The organism is Paracoccus sp. PAR01, from assembly GCF_014851995.1.
In the GTDB taxonomy this organism is placed as follows: domain Bacteria; phylum Pseudomonadota; class Alphaproteobacteria; order Rhodobacterales; family Rhodobacteraceae; genus Paracoccus; species Paracoccus litorisediminis.
Window position 1 is genome coordinate 237144 of sequence record NZ_JACVAW010000001.1, and the last position, 19081, is coordinate 256224.

At 64.8% G+C, this 19081-nt stretch carries 19 protein-coding genes and 1 tRNA gene; 12 read left to right on the plus strand and 8 right to left on the minus strand.

All coding sequences use genetic code 11. The annotated features are described in order from the left end of the window. The first annotated feature begins 38 nt into the window (after nt 1–38). From IB235_RS01235 to IB235_RS01285, 11 genes are all read left to right on the plus strand, one after another. A complete protein-coding gene (locus tag IB235_RS01235) occupies nt 39–1412 on the plus strand; it encodes a LapD/MoxY N-terminal periplasmic domain-containing protein (RefSeq protein ID WP_192334934.1) in 1374 nt (457 codons plus the stop codon). After that, nucleotides 1409–2071: a response regulator transcription factor gene (locus tag IB235_RS01240; protein ID WP_192334936.1), complete on the plus strand. Its 663-nt coding sequence runs from the start codon at nt 1409–1411 to the stop codon at nt 2069–2071. Before IB235_RS01235 ends, IB235_RS01240 begins: the two co-directional genes overlap by 4 nt. Before the next feature lie 3 nt (nt 2072–2074). Continuing rightward, nucleotides 2075–3382 (plus strand): helix-turn-helix transcriptional regulator, encoded by a 1308-nt coding sequence (locus IB235_RS01245; RefSeq protein ID WP_192334939.1) that lies wholly within the window; start codon nt 2075–2077, stop codon nt 3380–3382. Further along, nucleotides 3379–3630: a hypothetical protein gene (locus tag IB235_RS01250; protein ID WP_155037789.1), complete on the plus strand. Its 252-nt coding sequence runs from the start codon at nt 3379–3381 to the stop codon at nt 3628–3630. Before IB235_RS01245 ends, IB235_RS01250 begins: the two co-directional genes overlap by 4 nt. Continuing rightward, nucleotides 3620–6280 (plus strand): ATP-binding protein, encoded by a 2661-nt coding sequence (locus tag IB235_RS01255; RefSeq protein ID WP_192334942.1) that lies wholly within the window; start codon nt 3620–3622, stop codon nt 6278–6280. The genes IB235_RS01250 and IB235_RS01255 overlap by 11 nt, the downstream gene beginning before the upstream one ends. Nucleotides 6281–6365: 85 nt before the next feature. After that, a complete protein-coding gene (locus IB235_RS01260; RefSeq protein WP_225612011.1) occupies nt 6366–7463 on the plus strand; it encodes a FliM/FliN family flagellar motor switch protein in 1098 nt (365 codons plus the stop codon). Between the two features lie 141 nt (nt 7464–7604). Beyond that, a complete protein-coding gene (gene infA, locus IB235_RS01265) occupies nt 7605–7823 on the plus strand; it encodes a translation initiation factor IF-1 (protein ID WP_010397442.1) in 219 nt (72 codons plus the stop codon). 57 nt (nt 7824–7880) lie between these two features. Next, nucleotides 7881–8513, plus strand: coding sequence for a nucleoside triphosphate pyrophosphatase (locus IB235_RS01270; protein WP_192334948.1), 633 nt, complete (start codon nt 7881–7883; stop codon nt 8511–8513). Next, the gene (locus tag IB235_RS01275) at nt 8510–9568 is read left to right on the plus strand and encodes a ribonuclease E/G (protein ID WP_192334951.1); all 1059 of its coding nucleotides are present in this window, start codon (nt 8510–8512) and stop codon (nt 9566–9568) included. Before IB235_RS01270 ends, IB235_RS01275 begins: the two co-directional genes overlap by 4 nt. After that, nucleotides 9568–9717 (plus strand): DNA gyrase inhibitor YacG, encoded by a 150-nt coding sequence (locus IB235_RS01280; protein WP_155037794.1) that lies wholly within the window; start codon nt 9568–9570, stop codon nt 9715–9717. Before IB235_RS01275 ends, IB235_RS01280 begins: the two co-directional genes overlap by 1 nt. Nucleotides 9718–9809: 92 nt before the next feature. Next, nucleotides 9810–9885 (plus strand) — tRNA-Phe (locus IB235_RS01285). A gap of 60 nt (nt 9886–9945) precedes the next feature. Here IB235_RS01285 and IB235_RS01290 read toward each other — a convergent pair. Further along, complete coding sequence (locus IB235_RS01290) at nt 9946–10713, minus strand: SDR family oxidoreductase (protein ID WP_192334954.1); 768 nt, start codon at nt 10711–10713, stop codon at nt 9946–9948. 127 nt (nt 10714–10840) lie between these two features. On the opposite strand from IB235_RS01290, the gene IB235_RS01295 reads away from it, so the two are divergent. After that, nucleotides 10841–11878 (plus strand): lysine-2,3-aminomutase-like protein, encoded by a 1038-nt coding sequence (locus tag IB235_RS01295; RefSeq protein WP_192335895.1) that lies wholly within the window; start codon nt 10841–10843, stop codon nt 11876–11878. Nucleotides 11879–11909: 31 nt separating this feature from the next. Here IB235_RS01295 and IB235_RS01300 read toward each other — a convergent pair whose 3' ends face one another. The 7 genes from IB235_RS01300 to IB235_RS01330 all read right to left on the minus strand — a co-directional run bounded on the left by IB235_RS01300 (nt 11910) and on the right by IB235_RS01330 (nt 19080). Then, entirely contained in the window at nt 11910–12752 is an 843-nt protein-coding gene (locus tag IB235_RS01300) for an ATP-binding cassette domain-containing protein (protein WP_155037815.1), read from the minus strand. Continuing rightward, nucleotides 12749–13588 carry an ABC transporter ATP-binding protein gene (locus IB235_RS01305; protein WP_155037816.1) on the minus strand — a complete coding sequence of 280 codons (840 nt, stop codon included), beginning with the start codon at nt 13586–13588 and terminating at the stop codon, nt 12749–12751. The genes IB235_RS01300 and IB235_RS01305 overlap by 4 nt, the downstream gene beginning before the upstream one ends. A gap of 4 nt (nt 13589–13592) precedes the next feature. Beyond that, nucleotides 13593–14495 (minus strand): ABC transporter permease subunit, encoded by a 903-nt coding sequence (locus IB235_RS01310; protein WP_192334957.1) that lies wholly within the window; start codon nt 14493–14495, stop codon nt 13593–13595. Continuing rightward, the gene (locus IB235_RS01315; protein ID WP_192334960.1) at nt 14492–15499 is read right to left on the minus strand and encodes an ABC transporter permease subunit; all 1008 of its coding nucleotides are present in this window, start codon (nt 15497–15499) and stop codon (nt 14492–14494) included. The genes IB235_RS01310 and IB235_RS01315 overlap by 4 nt, the downstream gene beginning before the upstream one ends. A 74-nt stretch (nt 15500–15573) precedes the next feature. Then, nucleotides 15574–17178, minus strand: a complete 1605-nt coding sequence (locus tag IB235_RS01320) for an ABC transporter substrate-binding protein (protein WP_155037819.1) — start codon at nt 17176–17178, stop codon at nt 15574–15576. 304 nt (nt 17179–17482) lie between these two features. After that, nucleotides 17483–18244, minus strand: a complete 762-nt coding sequence (locus IB235_RS01325; RefSeq protein ID WP_155037820.1) for an ABC transporter ATP-binding protein — start codon at nt 18242–18244, stop codon at nt 17483–17485. Next, nucleotides 18241–19080, minus strand: coding sequence for an ABC transporter ATP-binding protein (locus tag IB235_RS01330; RefSeq protein WP_192334963.1), 840 nt, complete (start codon nt 19078–19080; stop codon nt 18241–18243). Before IB235_RS01330 ends, IB235_RS01325 begins: the two co-directional genes overlap by 4 nt. Between the last annotated feature and the right edge of the window lies 1 nt (nt 19081).

Here is a 19081-nt window from a genome sequence, read left to right on the forward strand (position 1 = left end):
GGCCTCGGGGGACCGCGCTTGAGCGGCTGAGGAGGGGAATGGACGCATCGGGCCAGTTCGGCGCGGTTGGCAAGCGGCCAGCCGCCTTGCGGCAGCGTGAATTGCCCCTGCGCGGCATTGCGCTGGCCGGATCGCTGCTGGTCTGGATCGCCATGTTCGCGATCTCGGTCTCGGTCGTGATCTGGCATGCCCGTGATTCCGTCCGACGCGAAACGGAATCGGCCTTCATGCTGGCCAAGGCAGCGGCGACGCTGACCCTGCCCACCGCCTTCCAGCGCCGCGATGTCATGGCCGAGGCCACCCGCATCGCCGCCGATATCCGCGCCCAACGCCACGTCACCGCCGAGCTGCGCGACGCGGCAGGCCAGCAGGTGCAACTGCCCGCCATGCTGCCGGTCCCGGTCGAGAACGACGCGCCGGAATGGTTCGCCCGCCTGTTCCGGCCACCGCCGATGCAGGATGTTTTCCCGATCACGCAATATCCCAATGTGCTGGGCCTGCTGGAAATCAGGACCGAACCCTCGGACGCGATCGCCGAGATCTGGCGCGACCTGACCGTGCTGGTACCGCTGCTGCTGGTCACCGGGCTGCTCGCCGTCGGCTCGACCATGGCTTTGACGCTGTTGGTGGTGCGCCGCCTGAACCAGCTTGGCGCAGGCCTTGAGCGCATGCGCATTGGCGAGCTGGACGCCCAAACCCCGCGCAGTGGTCTGGCGGAGCTCGATGCACTTGGCGAAGGTATCGACACGCTGGCATCGCATCTGGCGCGCGAGCGGGCCGAGAACCGCTTGCTGCAAGGCCGCATGCTGAGCCTGGCCGAGGCCGAGCGCGCCCGTATCGCCACCGATCTGCATGACGAAATCGGCCCGCGCCTGTTTGCGCTGCGTGCCGCCGTCGAACAGGCCCGGCGTCAGGACGTGTCCCCGGAACTGGCCGAGAACCTTGCCGCAATCGCCGCCCATTCCGACGCGATCCGCGACAGCGCCCGCGCCGCCATCGACGACCTACGCCCCTCGCCCGACGATGCCGAAGGGCTGGAGGAGATGATCCGCGAATTGCTGATCGATTTCGGAGAGGCCGCGCCACAGGTCGCCTTCGATCTGCATATCCCCGAGGCTCTGCCCGAACCCGGCGAATCCGGGCGGATCGCGATGTATCGCTTTATCCGTGAAAGCGTGCTGAACGCACTGCGCCACGCCCGCCCAACGCATATCGCGGTCGAGATCCAGACCGAGGGCCGCCAGATCAGGGCTCGCGTCTGCGATGATGGCCCTGCGCCGCTGCGCGAAGGCAGGCGCGGCCTTGGCCATCAGGGCATGCGCGACCGCGCTGCCGCCATCGGTGCGGACTGGCTGCCGCCACGCCGCGACGGGGGCATGACCGTAACCGAATTCAGGATGACCTTCCCATGACCGCCCCTGCCGCCCCGCTGCGAGTCCTTGTCATCGACGACCACCCTGTCGTCGCCGAGGGGTGGGAACGGATCACCCATGGCCGCATCGATTGTCAGGTGATCGCCGCGCCCTCGCCCTCGCGTGGGTTCCGGGCATGGCGGCGCGAGGCCCCGCAGGTGCTGGTGGTGGACCTGACCATGGGCGACGCGAAACTGGCCGGGCTGCGTCTGATCGAGCGGCTTCGGGCGGCGGGCGCGACCCAGCCGATCCTTGTGTTCACCATGCATCGCAGCCCGATCATTGCCCGGCGCGCCTTGCAGGGCGGCTGCAACGGCATCGTCATGAAGGATTCCCCGTCCGAGGAAATCTGCGATGCGCTGTCCGAGGTGGCGCGCGGCGGCGATTACGTCCCTGCCGATCTGGCCCGCAAGATCGCGCTGCTGGACCGCCCCGGCGCGGTTCCCGTCCGCGCGCGCCTGACCCCGCGCGAAACGGACATCCTGCGCGCCATTGCCGGGGGCCTTGCCTATCGCGAGATCGCCGATCATGTCGGCATCAGCTACAAGACGGTTTCCAACGTTAGTCAGACGCTGAAGGATAAGCTGGGCGCGACCAGCTTTGCCGATCTGGTGGTCAAGGCCATCCGCCATTTCGAAGCCGCCGAGGATGGGATCTGACCGATGGGTCGCCCGCCCCTCGGCCAGTCATCGGACCGGATTGCGACGGGCCGCGCGCCGGCCAAGCGCGCGCTGATCGGCACCCGCATCCGCGAACGCCGCCTGTCCCAGGGCTGGCGCCAGACCGAGGTGGCGCGCCGGGCTGAAATCTCGGCCGCCTATCTGAATCTGATCGAACATAACCGCCGCCCGGTCAGCGAGGCGCTGCTGGGTCGTCTTGCTCAGGCGCTGCATATCGACGTGACCGAGCTTGCCTCGGACCATGAGGAGGCGCTGATTTCCGGCCTGCGCGAGGCCGCCGGACGGCTGAGCGATCACAAGCACCCGCTGGAAATGGACCAGATTGCCGAATTCGCGGCGCGCTATCCGGGCTGGGCCAGCGCGCTTTCCGTGGCAATTCACCGCGCCGACGCGCTGGAACGACGGCTGGTTGCGCTGTCCGACAGGATGACGCGCGACCCCTACCTGCTGGCCACCCTGCATGAGGTCCAGTCCGCGGTGACCTCGGTCCGCTCGACCGCCTCGATTCTGGCCGAGACCCCGGATATCGAACCCGAATGGCGCGACCGCTTTCATTCGAACCTTGACGGCGACAGCGCCCGCCTGTCGCGCACGGCGCAGGCGCTGGTCGCCTATCTGGATACATTCGAGGATGACGCCGTCCCGATGTCGCCTCAGGAAGAGGTCGAGGCATGGATCGCCGCCGGTCAGCCCGATCCGGCAGATTCCGCGGAACTGGCCTCGGACGCGGCGCGCAAGCTGGCGCGCGACATGGCGGCCGCGCAGGCCCGCGACCGCGAGTTGCTTTCCGATGCCGAACTGGCCGAGGCCACGGCCCTGCTGACCCTGCCCGATCCGGCGCTGCTGGCTTCAAGGCTGGGGCGGCCGCTGGATCTGGTGCTGCGCCGCTTGGGCGTGCTGCGTTCGGGGATCTGGGCGCATGCGGGGCTGATCGTCTGCGATGGCTCGGGGGCGCCGCTGTTTCGCGTGGCCCCGCCCGGTTTCCGCCTGCCTCCGCCCGGTGAAGGCTGCGCGCTGTGGCCGCTGTTCGAGGCTTTGGCCCAGCCGCAACTGCCCGTCGCCCGGCTGGTCGAGATGGCCAGCGGCGCGCGCTATCTGGCATGGGCCGTCTGCGAGAGGCTGCTGCCTATGGGTTTCGACGGCCCACCGCTGAGCCGGGCCCAAATGTTGCTGCTGCCCGCCCCGCCCGAGGACCGGCGCGAGGCCCTTGCCGTCGGCCCGGCCTGCCGCATCTGCCCGCGCACGCTATGTCCCGCGCGGCACGAACCCTCGATCCTCGGTCCCGCATGAGGCTGCGGACACGTCGCCTGTTTTTGGGCCGCGACGCCTATCGCCGTCGCCGGATGATCGACGCGACGCGCATCCTGCCTGTCGTCTTTGCCCTGATCGTCCTGCTGCCCCCGATCTGGCTGCCCCATTACTTCAGCTTTGCCACCGGCACGTTGTGGCTGGGCACCGGCTGGTTCGTCACCATCCTGATCACCGCAATCCTGCATCGCGCCATCGGCAGCGCGTCGGAGGATGACGATGATTCCTGAAATGCTGGGCCTCGCGGCGATTCTTTACGTCGCGGCCATGTTTCTGCTGGCCCATGCCGCCGACCGCGCCGCTGCGGCCGGGCGCTGGCGCTGGATGAACCGGCCCGCGATCTACACGCTGTCATTGTCGGTCTATTGCTCGGCCTGGACCTTTTACGGCGCGGTTGGCTATGCCAGCCGCTCGGGGCTGGAATACCTGACGATCTATCTGGGGCCGGGCATCGTCTTTGCCGGGGCGTGGTGGGGGCTGCGGCATCTGGTCCGGGTGGCGAGGATGCACCGCATCACCTCGGTCGCGGATTTGATCTCCAGCCGGTTCGGGAAATCGGCGGGGCTGGCGGCGCTGGTCACCGGGATCGGGATCACCGCCGCAACGCCCTATATCGCGCTGCAGCTGCAATCGGTGTCGATGGCGCTATCGGCATTCGCCCGTACCGATGCGCCGCTGCCGGGGCATATCCCGCTATGGACCGCCATAGGGCTGGCGGCCTTTGCCATCCTGTTCGGCACGCGCAATCTGGCCGCGGATGAGCGCCACCACGGCGTCGTCATCGCCATCGCGCTGGAGGCGGTGGTCAAGCTGTTGGCCTTTATCGCGGTCGGGGTCTTTGTGCTGTGGGGCGTGGCGGACGGTCCCGCCGATGTGCTGGCCCGGATCGACCGCATGGCCACCCGCCCCGAGGGCGAGGGCTGGGTCATCAATCCCGAGCGCTGGTTGGTGCTGATCGGGCTGTCGGCCTCGGCCATCATCGTGCTGCCGCGCATGTTCCATGTCATGGTGGTCGAGGCCAGCGACGACGACCGGTTGCGGCAGGCGGGTTGGGCCTTTCCGCTGTACCTGTTCGTGATGTCCTTCCTTGTGCTGCCGATCACGGTGGTGGGTGACGACATTCTGCCAGCAGGCTCGAACCCGGATCTGCACGTGCTGGCCCTGCCCTTGTCGCAGGGGCAGAACCTGCTGGCTGGATTCGTTTTTATCGGAGGCTTCTCCTCGGCCATGTCGATGGCCGTGGTCAGTGCCATTGCCCTGTCGACGATGATGGCCAACCATTGGCTGGTGCCCTTCTGGCTGTGGCTGCGCCATGGCGGCTTTCGGGCCAACCGCCTGCCCGGCGCCGCGCGCGAGGACCTGAAGGCGCTGATGCTGAACGCAAGGCGTCTTGCCATCGTGCTGATCATGTCGGCGGGCTGGGCCTATCACCAGATGTCGGGGGGCACCTCGGCGTTGGCGGTGATGGGAATTGTCGCATTCTCGGGGATGGCGCAGGTGCTGCCCTCACTGGTGGCAGGGCTGATCTGGCGGGGGGCGACGCGGCGCGGAGCGATTGCCGGGATTTCGGCTGGGTCGCTGATCTGGATCGGGCTGATCTACCTGCCCTCGCTGGGTCTGGTGCCGCAGCCCGTCCTGCCCGCCGGGATCGACCCCTTTGCCGGATCGGTGCTGGTGGCTTTAGGGGCCAATCTGGCACTGCTGATTCTGGTCTCTCTGGTCGATTTCCCGAACCCGGTCGAACGCATGCAGGCGCTGTCCTTTGTCCATGCCATTGCCCCCGACAGCGCCGGACCCGAACGCGCAGGTTCCGCCCCGGCCGAGGCGCTGCTGACGCTGGCAAGCCGCCTTTGGGGCAGCGACCGCGCGCTGGAGATCTTTCGCGATGCCTCGGTCGAGCAGGGCAAGTCCGGTTACCTGCCCGATCTGACGCCGCGCTTTCTCACCGATTTCGAACGGGAACTGGCTGGTACCGTCGGTGCCGCCACCGCCGTTGCCCTGATGGGACAGGTCGCGGGGCGCGGCAGCATCACCGTTTCCGACCTGATGGAGGTCGCGGGTGAAGCCAGCCGTGCCCGCGCCGACCGCACCCGGCTGGAGAACGCCGCCGAAGAAATCGAAAGAACCGCACGCAAGCTTCAGGAAACGAACGATAAACTTACCGTTCTTTCGGAACAGAAAGACGCCTTTCTTGGCCAGATCAGCCATGAATTGCGCACGCCGATGACCTCGATCCGGGCGTTTTCGGAAATCCTTAGCGAACCCGACCTGCCCGACCCGGACCGGTTGCGTTTCGCTGGCATCATCCATGATGAGACCGGTCGCCTGACCCGGCTGATCGACGATCTGCTGGACCTTTCGGTGCTTGAGGGCGGGCAGGCCCGGTTGATCCTGTCCGTGGTCAATCTGCACGACGTGATCGACCGGGCCCTGACCGCGGCGCAGGCGACGGCGGCGCGGCGGGATTTCACGCTGCTGCGCGATCCGCCGGCCGAGCATCTGATGCTGCTGACCGATGCTGATCGCTTGCTGCAGGTCCTGATCAACGTCATCGCCAATGCCCGTAAATATTGCGACGCCCATGCGCCGCAGATCCGGATCGAGGCTCGGCGCAAGCCCGATGGCCGGACCGAGATCGACATTTCCGACAATGGATCGGGGATTCCCGTGGCAAAGCAGGCCCTGATATTCGAGAAGTTCTCGCGTCTGAACGATGCCTCGCGCGCGGGCGGCGCGGGTCTGGGACTGGCCATCAGCCGCGAGATCATGGAGTTTCTGGGCGGCAGCATCGCCTATCTTCCCGGTCAGGGCGGGGCCTGCTTCCGCCTGACCCTGCCGCACCGGCCGCGACCGCCTCGCACGGAAAATGCGGCGGAATAAACCGTTCCGAAACCAATCGCTGGCAGATTTGGCGCTGAGGGCGAATGATTCGGAAGTGGTGATGCAAGGCATGGACAGGGAAACGATGGCAGAGACGCCCATTCCGGGCGGCACGGTGCTGCGCGGCCTGATCGCCCGGCGCGACGAAACCCGCGCCCCCGAAGTTACCGCAATCCAGCGCCTGTCGGAAAAGGATCATGAACGCGCCGTCGCGACCGCGCTTGGCCGTGCAGCGGAACGCACGCAAAGCCTGCCGGTCTATGTCGAACGGGTGCGCTTTTCGTCGATGACCGTGGCCGAGATGCCCGAATACCTGCCCGAGCGTGCGTTGCTGGCCATTGCCGAGGATAACCGGGGCAAGATCGGCTTCGTCGCCCTGTGCCAGAACCTGCTGGCCTCGATGGTGGAAATGCAGGCGCTGGGGCGGGTCACGCCGCGTCCGGCACAGCCACGGCGGCCCACACGGACGGATGCCGCGATTTCTGCCGAATTCGTCAACGCTTTGCTGGATGAGTTGGGCCGCGAATTGGCCGCCCATTCCGGTCTGCCACGGTTCGGCAGCTTCCGCTATGTCGCCTATCTGGACGATCCGCGCCCGCTTTCCCTGATGCTTGAGGATGGCGCGATGGCCCGCCTGTCACTGGATTTTCGTATTGGCACGGGCGGCAAACGCGACGGCGCGATCCTGATCGGCCTCCCCGAGATGCATGTCCGAACCGAGATGCCACCCTCGGCGCTGTTGCCCGTGGCATCCTCGCCCGCACCACCGCCCGAAACGATTGAGCCCACCCTTGCCGAAGCGGTTCGCGAAGCCCCGGTCACGCTCAGCGGGGTGCTGTGCCGCCGGACGATGACGCTGCGCGCGCTGCGCGGCCTGCAAGCCGGTGGTCTGATTCCACTGCCGGGAAATGCGCTTGATGACGTGCGCGTCGAGACGATGGCAGGGCAACTTCTGGCGCGCGGGCGTCTCGGCGAAAATGAAGGTTTCCACGCGATCAAGCTGCGCCCGGCCGGAATCGACACGCCAGAGGGTGACACTGCCCGCGAACCGCTCAGCGCGGCAGGTTTCTCGGGGATCGAACTAGGCGCACCGCCAATCGATCTGGACATGCCCGATCCGTTCCGCAATCCTGACCGCAATGACCTCCCTCCTGCGCTGCCATTGCGCGCGGCTGAGGGCTGAAAGCCACGCTTGGGGCCGAATTCGGCCCGAACTTCGCCACTCCTGCGGGGCGATGATCAGATTCTCCTTGAAATTCTGGCCCTGCGGACGCATGTAGCATGCGCCCGCCGCACCCCGCGGGTATTCCCTAAAGGAGAGAACATGGCCAAGGAAGAAATGCTCGAATTTCCCGGCGTCGTGAAGGAACTCCTGCCTAACGCGACATTCCGGGTCGAGCTTGAAAACGGCCATGAGATCATCGCGCATATGGCAGGAAAGATGCGTAAAAACCGCATTCGCGTTCTGGCCGGCGACAAGGTTCAGGTGGAAATGAACACCTACGACCTGACCAAGGGGCGGATCAATTACCGCTTCAAGTAAGCCCTCTGCCTCGTCTGCGGCCCTGCCGCAGATGCGGGCCAGCTCAGGCATACCGACATGACAGACATCATTTCACCCCGCCCGGACACGTCGCCCAGCGGGGATTTTCATTTGCGGCCCGCGTTCATCCTTGGTTCGGCCAGTCCGCGCCGACTTGAACTGCTGGCCCAGATCGGCATCCGGCCGGATCAGATCCTGCCCGCCGATATCGACGAGACGCCACTGCGCAACGAAGAGGTCCGCGACTACACCCGCCGCATGGCGCGGGAAAAGGCCGCGGCTTTGGCCGGGCAGGCCGAGGGCGCGATTCTTTGCGCCGATACCTCGGTCGCTGCGGGGCGCCGCATCCTTGGCAAACCTGTGGACGCGGATGAGGCACGCGCCTTTCTGCGCCTGCTTTCGGGCCGCCGCCATCGCGTGCTGACCGCCGTGGCCTTGGCCCATCGCGGCCGCCTGCATGAACGGCTGGTCGAGACCACGATCCGCCTGCGCCCCCTCTCGCCCATCGAGATCGAGGACTACATCGCCTCGGGCGAGTGGCAGGGCAAGGCGGGCGCTTATGGCATTCAGGGCCGGGCGGGCGCCTTTGTCGCCTGGCTTCAGGGCTCGTACAGCGCCGTTGTCGGCCTGCCACTTGCCGAAACTGCAACCCTGCTCGCCCATGCAGGAATCCGGGGGACATCGGAATGAAGGGACGCCAGATCGTTCTGGGACAGGTCTTTGGCCGCGACGCCGCCGCGCTGATGCAGGACGGCCAGCTTGAGGACCTTATCATCGACGCGGGCCATCTGACGCCCCTGCCCCCCGGCGCGATCTGCCGGGCCAAGGTGGATCGGCTGGTCAAGGGTCAGGGCGGGGTCTTCCTGCGCCTGCCCGAAGGCGAACGCGGCTATCTGCGCGATCGCAGCGGTTTGCGCGAAGGGCAAACGCTGCTGGTGCAGGTCAATGGCAGCGCCGAGGATGGCAAGGCCATCCCGGTCAGCTCGCGGCTGAATTTCCGCGGCCGCCATGTCATCGTGACCCCCGGCGCGCCCGGCGTGAACGTCTCGCGCCGCATTCGCGACGAGGACATCCGCGCGGGTCTGGCCCAGCTTGGCGAAGCCGCGGTCGAGGACATGCCCGACAGCCTCGGGCTGGTCTTCCGCAGCGCATCCGAACATGCCGAACTGGATGAGATCGCGGAGGAGCTGAATCAGCTGGTCGAACTGGCCCGCAGCCTGATGGCCGATCGCGACGGCCCGCCCGAGCTGCTGCTGGACGCGCCCGAGCCCGCCGAGGCAGCCTGGCATGACTGGGCCGAGCCTGAGCCCGATTCGGTCGAAGACGGTGAGGATGCCTTTGTCCTGACCGGTGCCACCGATGCCGTCGAATCGCTGCTGTCGCCGCGAATCGATCTGGGCGGCGGTGCATGGGCCGAAATCGAGGCTCTGCGCGCGCTGGTCGCGGTCGATGTGAATACCGGTTCGGACCATTCGCCGGCGGCGGGCCTCAAGGCCAATATCGCACTGGCCCGCGATCTTGCCCGACAACTGCGCCTGCGCGGTCTTGGTGGCCAGATCGTCGTCGATTTCGCGCCGATGCCCAAGCGCGACCGCGGGACGTTGGAGCAGATCCTGAAAGCCGCTTTCAAAGCTGAATCGGCCGAGACGGTTCTGATCGGCTGGACCGCGATGGGTCTTTACGAGATTAGCCGCAAGCGCGACCGCATCGCCTTGAGCCGTCTGGCGACAGGGGGGGCAGGCTGATGGCCTGCCCGATCTGCGGCAAGCCGGCGGTCGAAAAATACCGCCCTTTCTGCTCGCGCCGTTGTGCGGATGTTGACCTCGCGCATTGGCTGCGGGGCGACTACCGCATCCCCGCCGAGCCGGTGACAAATAAAGACGAAGAAGAATGAAATTTCTGCTTTTTCGGTCTGGACACCACCGCGCAGGTTCCCTAATAACCCGCCTATCGAAAGCGAGACGCTAGAGAGCGAAACGCAAAGATGCCCGAATAGCTCAGTTGGTAGAGCAGCGGATTGAAAATCCGCGTGTCGGTGGTTCGAATCCGCCTTCGGGCACCACTTCCCCCTCTTCAGGAATGGTGCAGATGGCCGCAGCAAATGCCGCGGCCTTTCCGGTTTTCACAGCACTGAAATCATGCCGCCATCGGCATAGATGATCTGACCCGAAACATAGCTCGACGCCGCGGATGCAAGAAAGATCGCGATTCCGGCCAGTTCCTCGGGCTGCCCCCAGCGGCGCATCGGCACGCGGCCCTTGACCCATGCGTCGAATTCCGGATTGGACAGCAACGCCTCGTTCATGTCGGTGACCATATAGCCCGGACCGATCGCATTGGCCTGAATGCCAAGCGCACCCCATTCCGCCGCCATGGCCTTGGTCAGCATCTTGATGCCGCCCTTGGCGACCGTATAGGGCGCGATGGTCGCACGGGCCAGTTCCGAGGTCAGCGAGCCGATATTGATCACCTTGCCATGACCGCGCGCCGCCATCCGCTTGGCCGCCTCGCGCCCGATAACAAAGGCCGAGGTCAGGTTGGCGTCGATCACCCGCTGCCAGTCGGCGGTCTCCAGCTCCAACATCGGGCGGCGGAACTGGATGCCAGCGTTGTTGACCAGAATATCCACCTGTTGCCCGGTCCGGTCCAACTCTTCAAAGGCCGCCTTGATCGCGGCCTCATCGGCCACGTCAAAGGCCTGTGCCGTGACATCCAGCCCTTTGCCCCGCAATTCGGTCACGGCCTCGTCCAGGCGGGCGGCGTTGACGCCGTTCAGGATGACGCGGGCCCCGGCCTTGGCCAGCCCCTCGGCCATGGCGCGGCCCAAGCCACGTGATGAACCGGTGACAAGGGCCGTCCGGCCCGTCAGATCGAACAGTTGAACGCTCAAGGGGATTTCCTCCGATTTGCTGCTTCGTCGACAATGTATACATTGCCGAACGCGAGGCCATTGCAATTTTCACCCGATGCGCGCATAAGCCTGCGCTTTCCAAACCCTGCGCAGGACTGACGTGACCATGCCCTCTCGCCCGCTGACGACCGTGCCTGCCCTTGTCGGAGCCGGGCTGGCTGCGGCTGGCAATGCAGCCGAGCTTGAGGCGGTCGCAGCGGAATTCCGCATCCGCATCACACCCGCCATGCAGGGCGCGATCCGTGACGCCGCAGACCCCGTCGCAGCGCAATTCGTTCCCGACGTGCGCGAACTGAACATCCGCCCCGAGGAGCTGCTGGACCCGATCAGCGACCAAGCCTACAGCCCCACACCGGGCCTGACCCATCGCTATCCCGACCGGGTGATCCTGCACATCACCCGCACCTGCGAGGTCTATTGCCGCTTCTGCTTCCGCCGCGAGGTGGTGGGCGAAGAAGGCACCCTGCCCGACGCCGATCTAACCGCCGCGCTGGACTATATCGCCCGCACCCCCGCCATCCATGAGGTCATCCTGACTGGTGGCGACCCGATGGTGCTGTCCCCGCGCCGCATCACCGCCCTGATGCGCCGGTTGGAAGGCATCCCGCATCTGGACCTTGTCCGCTTCCACACCCGCATCCCGGTCGTCGCCCCCCATCGCATCGACGAGGCCATGCTGGAGGCGCTGCAAAGCGACCGTCTGGCCGTCTGGGTGGTCCTGCATACGAACCACGCGCAGGAACTGACGCCAGACGCCTGTGCGGCGCTGAAGCGCCTGTCGGGGGCGGGCATCCCGCTGCTGTCGCAGACGGTGCTGCTGAAGGGCGTGAATGCCGATGCCGATACCTTGGCCGAACTGTTCCGGGCGCTGCTGCGCAACCGGGTGAAGCCCTATTACCTGCATCATTGCGATCTGGCGCGCGGGACCAGCCATTTCCGCACCACGATTGCCGAGGGTCAGGCGATCATGGCCGCCTTGCGCGGGCGGCTGTCAGGGACCGCGCTGCCGACCTATGTGCTGGACCTGCCGGGCGGCTACGGCAAGGCCCCCTTGGCCAGCGGCCATGTCGAGGAAACCGGGCCGGGCAGCTATCGTATCCGGGACTGGCGCGGCCAGCACCACGACTACCACGACCTGAAATGAAAAAGGCCCGGTGTGAACCGGGCCTTTTCGTTTATACGGCTGCGGCGCGCATCGCCTTGCGGCGGGCGACCCGTTCGCGGATCGCCTCGACATCCGTGATCGGGGTCGCGGCGAAAAGCTCGCGCGTATAGGGGTGCTTGGGGGCCGCGAAAAGCTCTTCGCGGGTCCCCTGCTCGACCGCCTCGCCCTTGTTCATCACCAGCACATCATCGGCGATGTAGCGCACCACCGACAGGTCATGGCTGATGAACACATAGGCCAGGTTGAACTCTTCCTGCAGGTCGCGCAGCAGGTTCAGCACCTGCGCCTGCACCGACAGGTCCAGCGCCGAAACAGGCTCGTCCAACACCAGCAGCGTCGGGTTCAGCATCAGCGCCCGCGCAATCGCGATCCGCTGGCGTTGCCCGCCCGAGAACATATGCGGGTAGCGGTTGAAATGCTCGGCAGGCAGCCCGACCTTGACCAGCATTTCCTCGGCCCGGCGACGACGCTCGGCGGCGGGAATGTCGGTGTTCAGAAGAAGCGGCTCCATCAGCACATCGCCGATCTTCTGGCGTGGGTTCAGCGAACCATAGGGGTTCTGGAACACCATCTGCACCTTGGAGCGCATATCGCGCGAGGGCTTCTGCTTGGCGATGTCGATGGGTTTCCCCTCGATCTTCAGCTCGCCGCCCGAGGATTGGTCGATCAGCGCGATGATCCGCGCCAAGGTCGATTTCCCCGAACCGGATTCACCGACGATCGCCAGCGTCTTGCCACGCTCAACCGAGAAGCTGATCCCCTTGACCGCGCGCACCGTTTTCGCGGGACGCAGAAGCGAGCCGGGAATGTGATAATCGCGGATGATGTTCTTGCCTTCGACGACCACGCTCATCGGTTCACCTCGCCTTCAAGGAAGCTTGCCACGGTGGGCAGGCGGTCGCCCGTCGCGTTTTCCGGCAAGGCCGAAAGCAGCGCACGGGTATAGGGGTGCTTGGGCGCCTCGAACAGCGACAGCACGTCCGCCTCTTCCATCTTCTTGCCCTTGTACTGCACCTGTACCCGGTCGGCAGTTTCCGCGACCACGCCCATATCGTGCGTGATCAGGATCAGCGCCATGCCGGATTTCTCCTGCAGTTCCATCAGCAGATCCAGAATCTGCTTCTGGATGGTCACGTCCAGCGCGGTGGTCGGTTCATCCGCGATCAGCAGGCGCGGACCGGTGGCAATGGCCATGGCGATCATCACGCGCTGGCATTGCCCGCCCGACATCTGGTGCGGATAGGCCTTCAGCTTTTCCTCGGGGTCCGGAATGCCGACTTGGCGGAACAGCTCCAGCGCGCGGGCACGGGCGGCCTTTTTCGACAGCCCGGCATTGTAGCGCAGGACTTCCTCGATCTGGTAGCCAGTCGTGAAGGACGGGTTCAGCGAGGCGATCGGTTCCTGGAAGATCATGGTGATCTCGCGACCGATGATCTTGCGACGCTCTTTCGGGGACATGCGCAGCAGGTCCTTGCCGTCAAAGGTCATCTCATCGGCGGTGACGGTGGCGGTGTCGGGCAAAAGCCCCATCGCCGCCAGCATCGATACCGACTTGCCCGAGCCGGATTCCCCGACAATGGCCAGAACCTCGCCCTTGTCGACGCGGACATCGATCCCGTCGACAGCCGTAAAGCTGCCGGTCGAGGTCGCGAAGCGGACGGTCAGGTTGCGAATGGTAAGAATTGCCATGCCCTCAGCTCCGCTTCAGTTTCGGGTCAAGCGCGTCGCGCAGACCGTCGCCCATCAGGTTGATTGCCAGCACCGAGATCAGGATCGCCAGACCCGGGAAGGTCACGACCCACCAGGCGCGCAGGATGAATTCCCGCGCCTCGGCCAGCATCGTGCCCCATTCCGAGGCCGGAGGCTGTGCGCCCATGCCAAGGAAGCCAAGCGCAGCCGAGTCCAGAACGGCCGAGGAGAAGCTCAGCGTCGCCTGAACGATCAGCGGCGCAAGGCAGTTCGGCAGGATCGTCTTGAACATCAGGCGCATGTTGCTGGCACCGGCCACGCGGGCGGCGGTGACATATTCGCGGGCCTTTTCGCCCATCACCGCAGCGCGGGTCAGGCGCGCGAAATGCGGCTGATAGACGATGGCGATGGCGATCATCGCATTGGTCAGGCCCGGCCCGAGGATCGCGACCAGCACCAGTGCCAGCAGCAGCGACGGGAAGGCCAGGATCACGTCCATGACGCGCATGATGACGCTATCGACCCAGCCGCCGAAATAGCCTGCAAGCAGACCGAGGATGATGCCGCCGGTCAGGGCGATGGCGACAACGACGATGCCGATGAACAGCGAATATTGCGCGCCATAGATCAGGCGCGACAGCATGTCCCGGCCAACCGCATCGGTGCCCAGCAGGAATTCGGCGCGACCGCCCTCTTGCCAGAACGGCGGAACCAGCAGCGCATCGCGGTATTGATGCGTCGGGTCATGCGGCGCGATCCACGCCGCGAAAAGCGCGGTCAGAACCAGCAGCACGAAGACCGCTAGGCCCACGACCGCACCACGGTTCTGGCTGAAGTAGAACCAGAACTCCTTGACCATCCGGCGGCGGATGGCAGAGTCCGAAATCTTGACGGTGGTCTCGGTCATTTGTGGCGGATCCTCGGGTTGATGAGACCATAGGTCAGGTCCACAAGCAGGTTCACGATCATCACGATGCCCGCGATCAGCAGCAGGCCCGATTGGACGACCGGATAGTCACGGCGCGAGATCGAGTCGATCATCCACTTGCCGATGCCCGGCCAGGAGAAGATCGTCTCGGTCAGGATGGCACCGGCCATCAGCACGCCGATCTGCAGGCCGATGGTGGTGATCACGGGGATCATCGCATTGCGCAGCGCATGGACGCCGATCACGCGACGCGCCGAAAGGCCCTTGGCCTTGGCGGTGCGGACGTAATCCTCGCCCATGACTTCCAGCATGGCCGAACGGGTCTGGCGCGCGATGACGGCCAGCGGAATCGTCGCCAGCACGATGGACGGCAGGATCAGGTGGCTCAGCGCCGAGGAGAAGGCGCCCTTCTGCCCCGAGATCAGGCTGTCGATCAGCATGAAGCCGGTCACCTGCGGGAAGAAATACATCAGCGAGATGCGGCCCGACACCGGCGTCCATTGCAGGATGCCCGAGAAGAAGATGATCAGCAGCAGGCCCCACCAGAAGATCGGCATCGAGAAGCCGATCAGCGCCCCGGTCATCGAGATCTGGTCGAACCAGCTGCCGCGCTTGATCGCGGCAACGACGCCCACGGGCACACCGATGAGGGTGGCGAGGATGATGGCCACGACGGCAAGCTCGACCGTCGCCGGGAACAGCGCCAGGAACTCGGCCAGAACGGGCTTCTTGGTCACGATCGAATTGCCCAGGTCGCCCTGCAGCAGATCGCCAAGATAGGTGAAATATTGTTGCCAGAGCGGCTTGTCATAGCCGAGCTGGGCCGAGATCTCGGCATAGCGCTCGGGGGAAACCCCGCGCTCGCCGGCCATCAGCAGAACCGGATCGCCGGGCAGCATCCGGATGAATCCGAAAGCCACCAGCGTGATCCCGAGCATCGTCGGAATCAGATAGAGAAGCTTCGAGAGGATGAATCTAAGCATCGAACCCTAACCTAAGGGCCGTGCAGAGGGGGTGTCCTCTGCACGGCCGCATTCACTTGAAAACCGATTTGGCCTTATTCGGCCAGGTCAACCGTCTCGAAGGTGTAGTCACCCAGCGGCGATTGCACGAAACCGGTCACGTTCTTGGCCATCGGCACATATTGCGTCGAGTGAGCCAGCGTGGCCCAGGGGGCCTGATCCTTGAAGATCACCTGAGCTTCTTCATAAAGCTTCACGCGCTCTTCGTGGTTCGAGCTTGCCTTGGCCTTGGCGAGCAGCGCCGAGAATTCCTCGTTGCACCAGAAGGCACGGTTCGCACCGCCCGGCTGGGCTGCGGCGCAGCTCAGCAGCACCGAGAGGAAGTTGTCCGGATCGCCGTTATCGCCGGTCCAGCCGAGGATGACGGCGCCCTTGCGGCCCTCTTCCATCGACTTCTTGAGGTATTCACCCCATTCGTAGCTGACGATTTCAACCTTGACGCCGGCCTTGGCGAAGTCGCTTTGGATGACTTCGGCGGCGCGACGGGCGTTCGGCATGTAGGGACGCTGCACCGGCATCGCCCAGATTTCCATCGACAGGTCCTTGACGCCGGCGTCTTCCAGCATCTTTTTCGCCGCCTCGGGATCGTATTTGTCGTCCTCGATGGCGTTGTTATAGGACCACATGGTCGGCGGGATCGGGTTCTTGGCGACTTCGCCGCTGCCTTGGTAGACGGCTTCCAGCAGCGCTTTCTTGTCCATCGCCATGTTCAGGGCGCGGCGGACCTCGGGCTTGTCGAAGGGCGCGACGGTGGTGTTGTAGGCGAGGTAGCCGACGTTCAGGCCAGCCTGTTCGTCAACCTTCAGGTTCGGATCGGCCTTGATGTCGGCCAGATCGGCCGGGGCCGGGAACGGCATCAGGTGGCATTCGCCGGCTTTCAGCTTTTGCAGGCGCACCGAGGCGTCCGGGGTGATCGCGAAGACCAGGTCGTCGATCTTGGGCGCTTCGCCCCAGTAATCGGCGTTCTTCTGGTAACGGATGACCGCGTCTTTCTGGTAAGCCACGAACTTGAACGGACCCGTGCCGATCGGCGCGTTGTTCAGGTCCTCCTTGGTGCCGGCTTTTTCCAGCGTGTCGGCATATTCCTTGGACAGGATCGACACGAAGGGCATGGCGATGTTGGCAAGGAACGGCGCTTCCGGGTGGTTCAGCGTGAACTTGACGGTGTTGTCATCGACCTTCTCGATCGACTTGATCAGCTTGTCCATCTCCATCGAGCTGTAATACTCGTAGGTGATGCCCGAGATATAGGTGTGCCACGGATCCTTGGCATCGGCCTGACGGTTGAACGAGAAGATCACGTCATCGGCGTTGAAGTCGCGCGAGGGGGTGAACTTGTCGTTCGAGTGGAACTTGACGCCCTTGCGCAGGTGGAAGGTATAGGTCAGCCCGTCTTCCGACACATCCCAAGTTTCCGCCAGTCCCGGCTCGATCTCGGTGGTCCCCGCCTTGAACTGCACAAGACGGTTATAGATCGGGTGGCCCGAGGCGTCGAAGGTCGTGCCCGCGGTGTAGGGCGCAGGATCGAACCCTTCGGGTGAGCCTTCCGAGCAGTAGACGAAGGTCTTGGCGTGCAGCGGAGCCGCAGCCATCAGCGCAAGCGCCGAGGCGGCCAGGAACCGGGTGGAGAAGATGGACATATTGCCTCCCAGCAAGAGATTTTTCTTCGTGTCCGATGCAAACGAAACAGGCTGTCAGGTCAAGGGCCACGTTTCCAAACTTTGGCAAATTTATGGAACCGACGCTACGAAATCATTAAAAAAGACGATTGATTTGGCGATCTGCCGAAAAAATTCGGGAACCATTTCCGCCAGCGAATACCAGCTATTGCGAAAACAAATGGGGCGACCGCCTGCGCGGTCGCCCCATTTTCGTCCTAATTGCGATGGCAATCCGCCAACCGGCCGCGGGAGGAGCCAGCCGGTTGGCGGGGCCTTGGGCGCCCTAGAGCGCGCCTTCGTATTCCAGCGATGCGCCGATCAGCTCGCGCGCATAGGGATGGGTGGCATGGTTGCCATCAATGGCCGTGCGCGGCAGCACCTCGGTCACTTCGCCATGCAGCATGACGGCAAAGCGGTCGCACATGTGATCGACCACGGCCAGATCATGGGTGACCATGATATAGGTCAGCCCGCGTTCCTCGCGCAGACGCACCAGCAGGTTCAGGATCTCGGCCTGAACCGACACGTCCAGCGCCGAGGTCGGCTCATCCAGCAGCAGCAAAGACGGCTCAAGGATCAGCGCGCGGGCAATGGCGATGCGCTGACGCTGGCCACCGGACATCTGGTGCGGAAAGCGGTCGATGAAATCCGCCGTCAGCCCGACGTCGCGGATGACCCGGCGCATCCGGCCTTCATGGTCGTCCAGCCCGTGGATCTTCAGCGGCTCGGACAAAGTCGTGCGGACCGATTGGCGCGGATGCAGGCTGCCGTAAGGGTCCTGGAACACCATTTGCAGCAGGCGGCAGCGCTCCAGCCGGGGGATCTGACGGATGTCGCGGCCACCAACGGTGATCGAGCCTTGCCAGAAATCGGTCAGCATCGAGATGCAGCGCAGCACCGTCGATTTGCCCGAGCCGCTTTCGCCGACCAGACCGAAACATTCGCCCGCCTCGACCGAGAACGTGACACCCGGCAGCACCTTGACCGCTGCCGGCCCCTCGCCAAAGCTGATCGACAGATCACGGATATCGACATTGCTGGTCATTGGGCGATCTCCTGACTCCATTCCGGGCGACGATCCAGCACCGAGAGCATCTTGCGGCGGTCCCCGATCCGGGGCTGGGCCGCCAGAAGCCCGCGCGTATAGGGATGCTGGGCGCGGTCGAGTTCATTGGCGTTCAGCGTCTCGACCACCTGCCCGTCGAACATGATCAGCACGCGGTCGCAGAAGTTGCGCACAAGGTTCAGGTCGTGACTGATCATGATCAGCCCGATGCCGCGATCCCGCACGAGACCGTTCAGGATCTCCAGCACCTGCAAGCGCACGGTCACATCCAAGGCCGAGGTCGGCTCATCGGCAATGACCAGTTCCGGCTCGGCCAGCAGCATCATCGCGATCATGATGCGCTGCCCCATGCCGCCGGAAATTTCATGCGGGTAAAGGTCGTGGACCCGCGCGGGGTCGCGGATCTTGACGGCCTCCAGCATGGCCAGCGTCTTTTGCTTCGCCTCGGCCTTTGTCGCCGGGAAATGACGCATATAGGTCTCGGCCACCTGCCGCCCGACACGCTGGATCGGGTTCAGCGAATATTTCGGGTCTTGCAGGATCATCGACATGCGCCGTCCGCGGATCTTGAGCATGTCGCGCTCGGACGCTTTCAGCAGGTCGATTTCCTCGAACTGCATGCGGTCGGCGGTGATCTGCGCCGATGGCAGCAGCTTCAGCAGGGCGCGGCCAACGGTGGATTTGCCCGAGCCGCTTTCGCCGACAATGCCCAGCCTTTCGCGGCCAAGGGTGAAGCTGACCCCCCGGACTGCGTCGCGGGATGCGCCGCCATAGCGGATGGCAAGGTTCCGGACGTCAAGAACTGGCTTTTCCATG

Excerpts from the sequence above, each read along its gene's own strand:
- IB235_RS01270 (WP_192334948.1), top strand. The coding sequence starts at position 7,881 with ATGACAGACATCATTTCACCCCGCCCGGACACGTCGCCCAGCGGGGAT.
- infA (WP_010397442.1), top strand. The coding sequence starts at position 7,605 with ATGGCCAAGGAAGAAATGCTCGAATTTCCCGGCGTCGTGAAGGAACTC.
- IB235_RS01300 (WP_155037815.1), bottom strand. The coding sequence starts at position 12,752 with ATGAGCGTGGTCGTCGAAGGCAAGAACATCATCCGCGATTATCACATT.
- IB235_RS01235 (WP_192334934.1), top strand. The coding sequence starts at position 39 with ATGGACGCATCGGGCCAGTTCGGCGCGGTTGGCAAGCGGCCAGCCGCC.
- IB235_RS01275 (WP_192334951.1), top strand. The coding sequence starts at position 8,510 with ATGAAGGGACGCCAGATCGTTCTGGGACAGGTCTTTGGCCGCGACGCC.
- IB235_RS01320 (WP_155037819.1), bottom strand. The coding sequence starts at position 17,178 with ATGTCCATCTTCTCCACCCGGTTCCTGGCCGCCTCGGCGCTTGCGCTG.
- IB235_RS01295 (WP_192335895.1), top strand. The coding sequence starts at position 10,841 with ATGCCCTCTCGCCCGCTGACGACCGTGCCTGCCCTTGTCGGAGCCGGG.
- IB235_RS01310 (WP_192334957.1), bottom strand. The coding sequence starts at position 14,495 with ATGACCGAGACCACCGTCAAGATTTCGGACTCTGCCATCCGCCGCCGG.
- IB235_RS01260 (WP_225612011.1), top strand. The coding sequence starts at position 6,366 with ATGGCAGAGACGCCCATTCCGGGCGGCACGGTGCTGCGCGGCCTGATC.
- IB235_RS01240 (WP_192334936.1), top strand. The coding sequence starts at position 1,409 with ATGACCGCCCCTGCCGCCCCGCTGCGAGTCCTTGTCATCGACGACCAC.
- IB235_RS01325 (WP_155037820.1), bottom strand. The coding sequence starts at position 18,244 with ATGACCAGCAATGTCGATATCCGTGATCTGTCGATCAGCTTTGGCGAG.
- IB235_RS01305 (WP_155037816.1), bottom strand. The coding sequence starts at position 13,588 with ATGGCAATTCTTACCATTCGCAACCTGACCGTCCGCTTCGCGACCTCG.
- IB235_RS01255 (WP_192334942.1), top strand. The coding sequence starts at position 3,620 with ATGATTCCTGAAATGCTGGGCCTCGCGGCGATTCTTTACGTCGCGGCC.
- IB235_RS01280 (WP_155037794.1), top strand. The coding sequence starts at position 9,568 with ATGGCCTGCCCGATCTGCGGCAAGCCGGCGGTCGAAAAATACCGCCCT.
- IB235_RS01315 (WP_192334960.1), bottom strand. The coding sequence starts at position 15,499 with ATGCTTAGATTCATCCTCTCGAAGCTTCTCTATCTGATTCCGACGATG.
- IB235_RS01245 (WP_192334939.1), top strand. The coding sequence starts at position 2,075 with ATGGGTCGCCCGCCCCTCGGCCAGTCATCGGACCGGATTGCGACGGGC.
- IB235_RS01330 (WP_192334963.1), bottom strand. The coding sequence starts at position 19,080 with ATGGAAAAGCCAGTTCTTGACGTCCGGAACCTTGCCATCCGCTATGGC.
- IB235_RS01250 (WP_155037789.1), top strand. The coding sequence starts at position 3,379 with ATGAGGCTGCGGACACGTCGCCTGTTTTTGGGCCGCGACGCCTATCGC.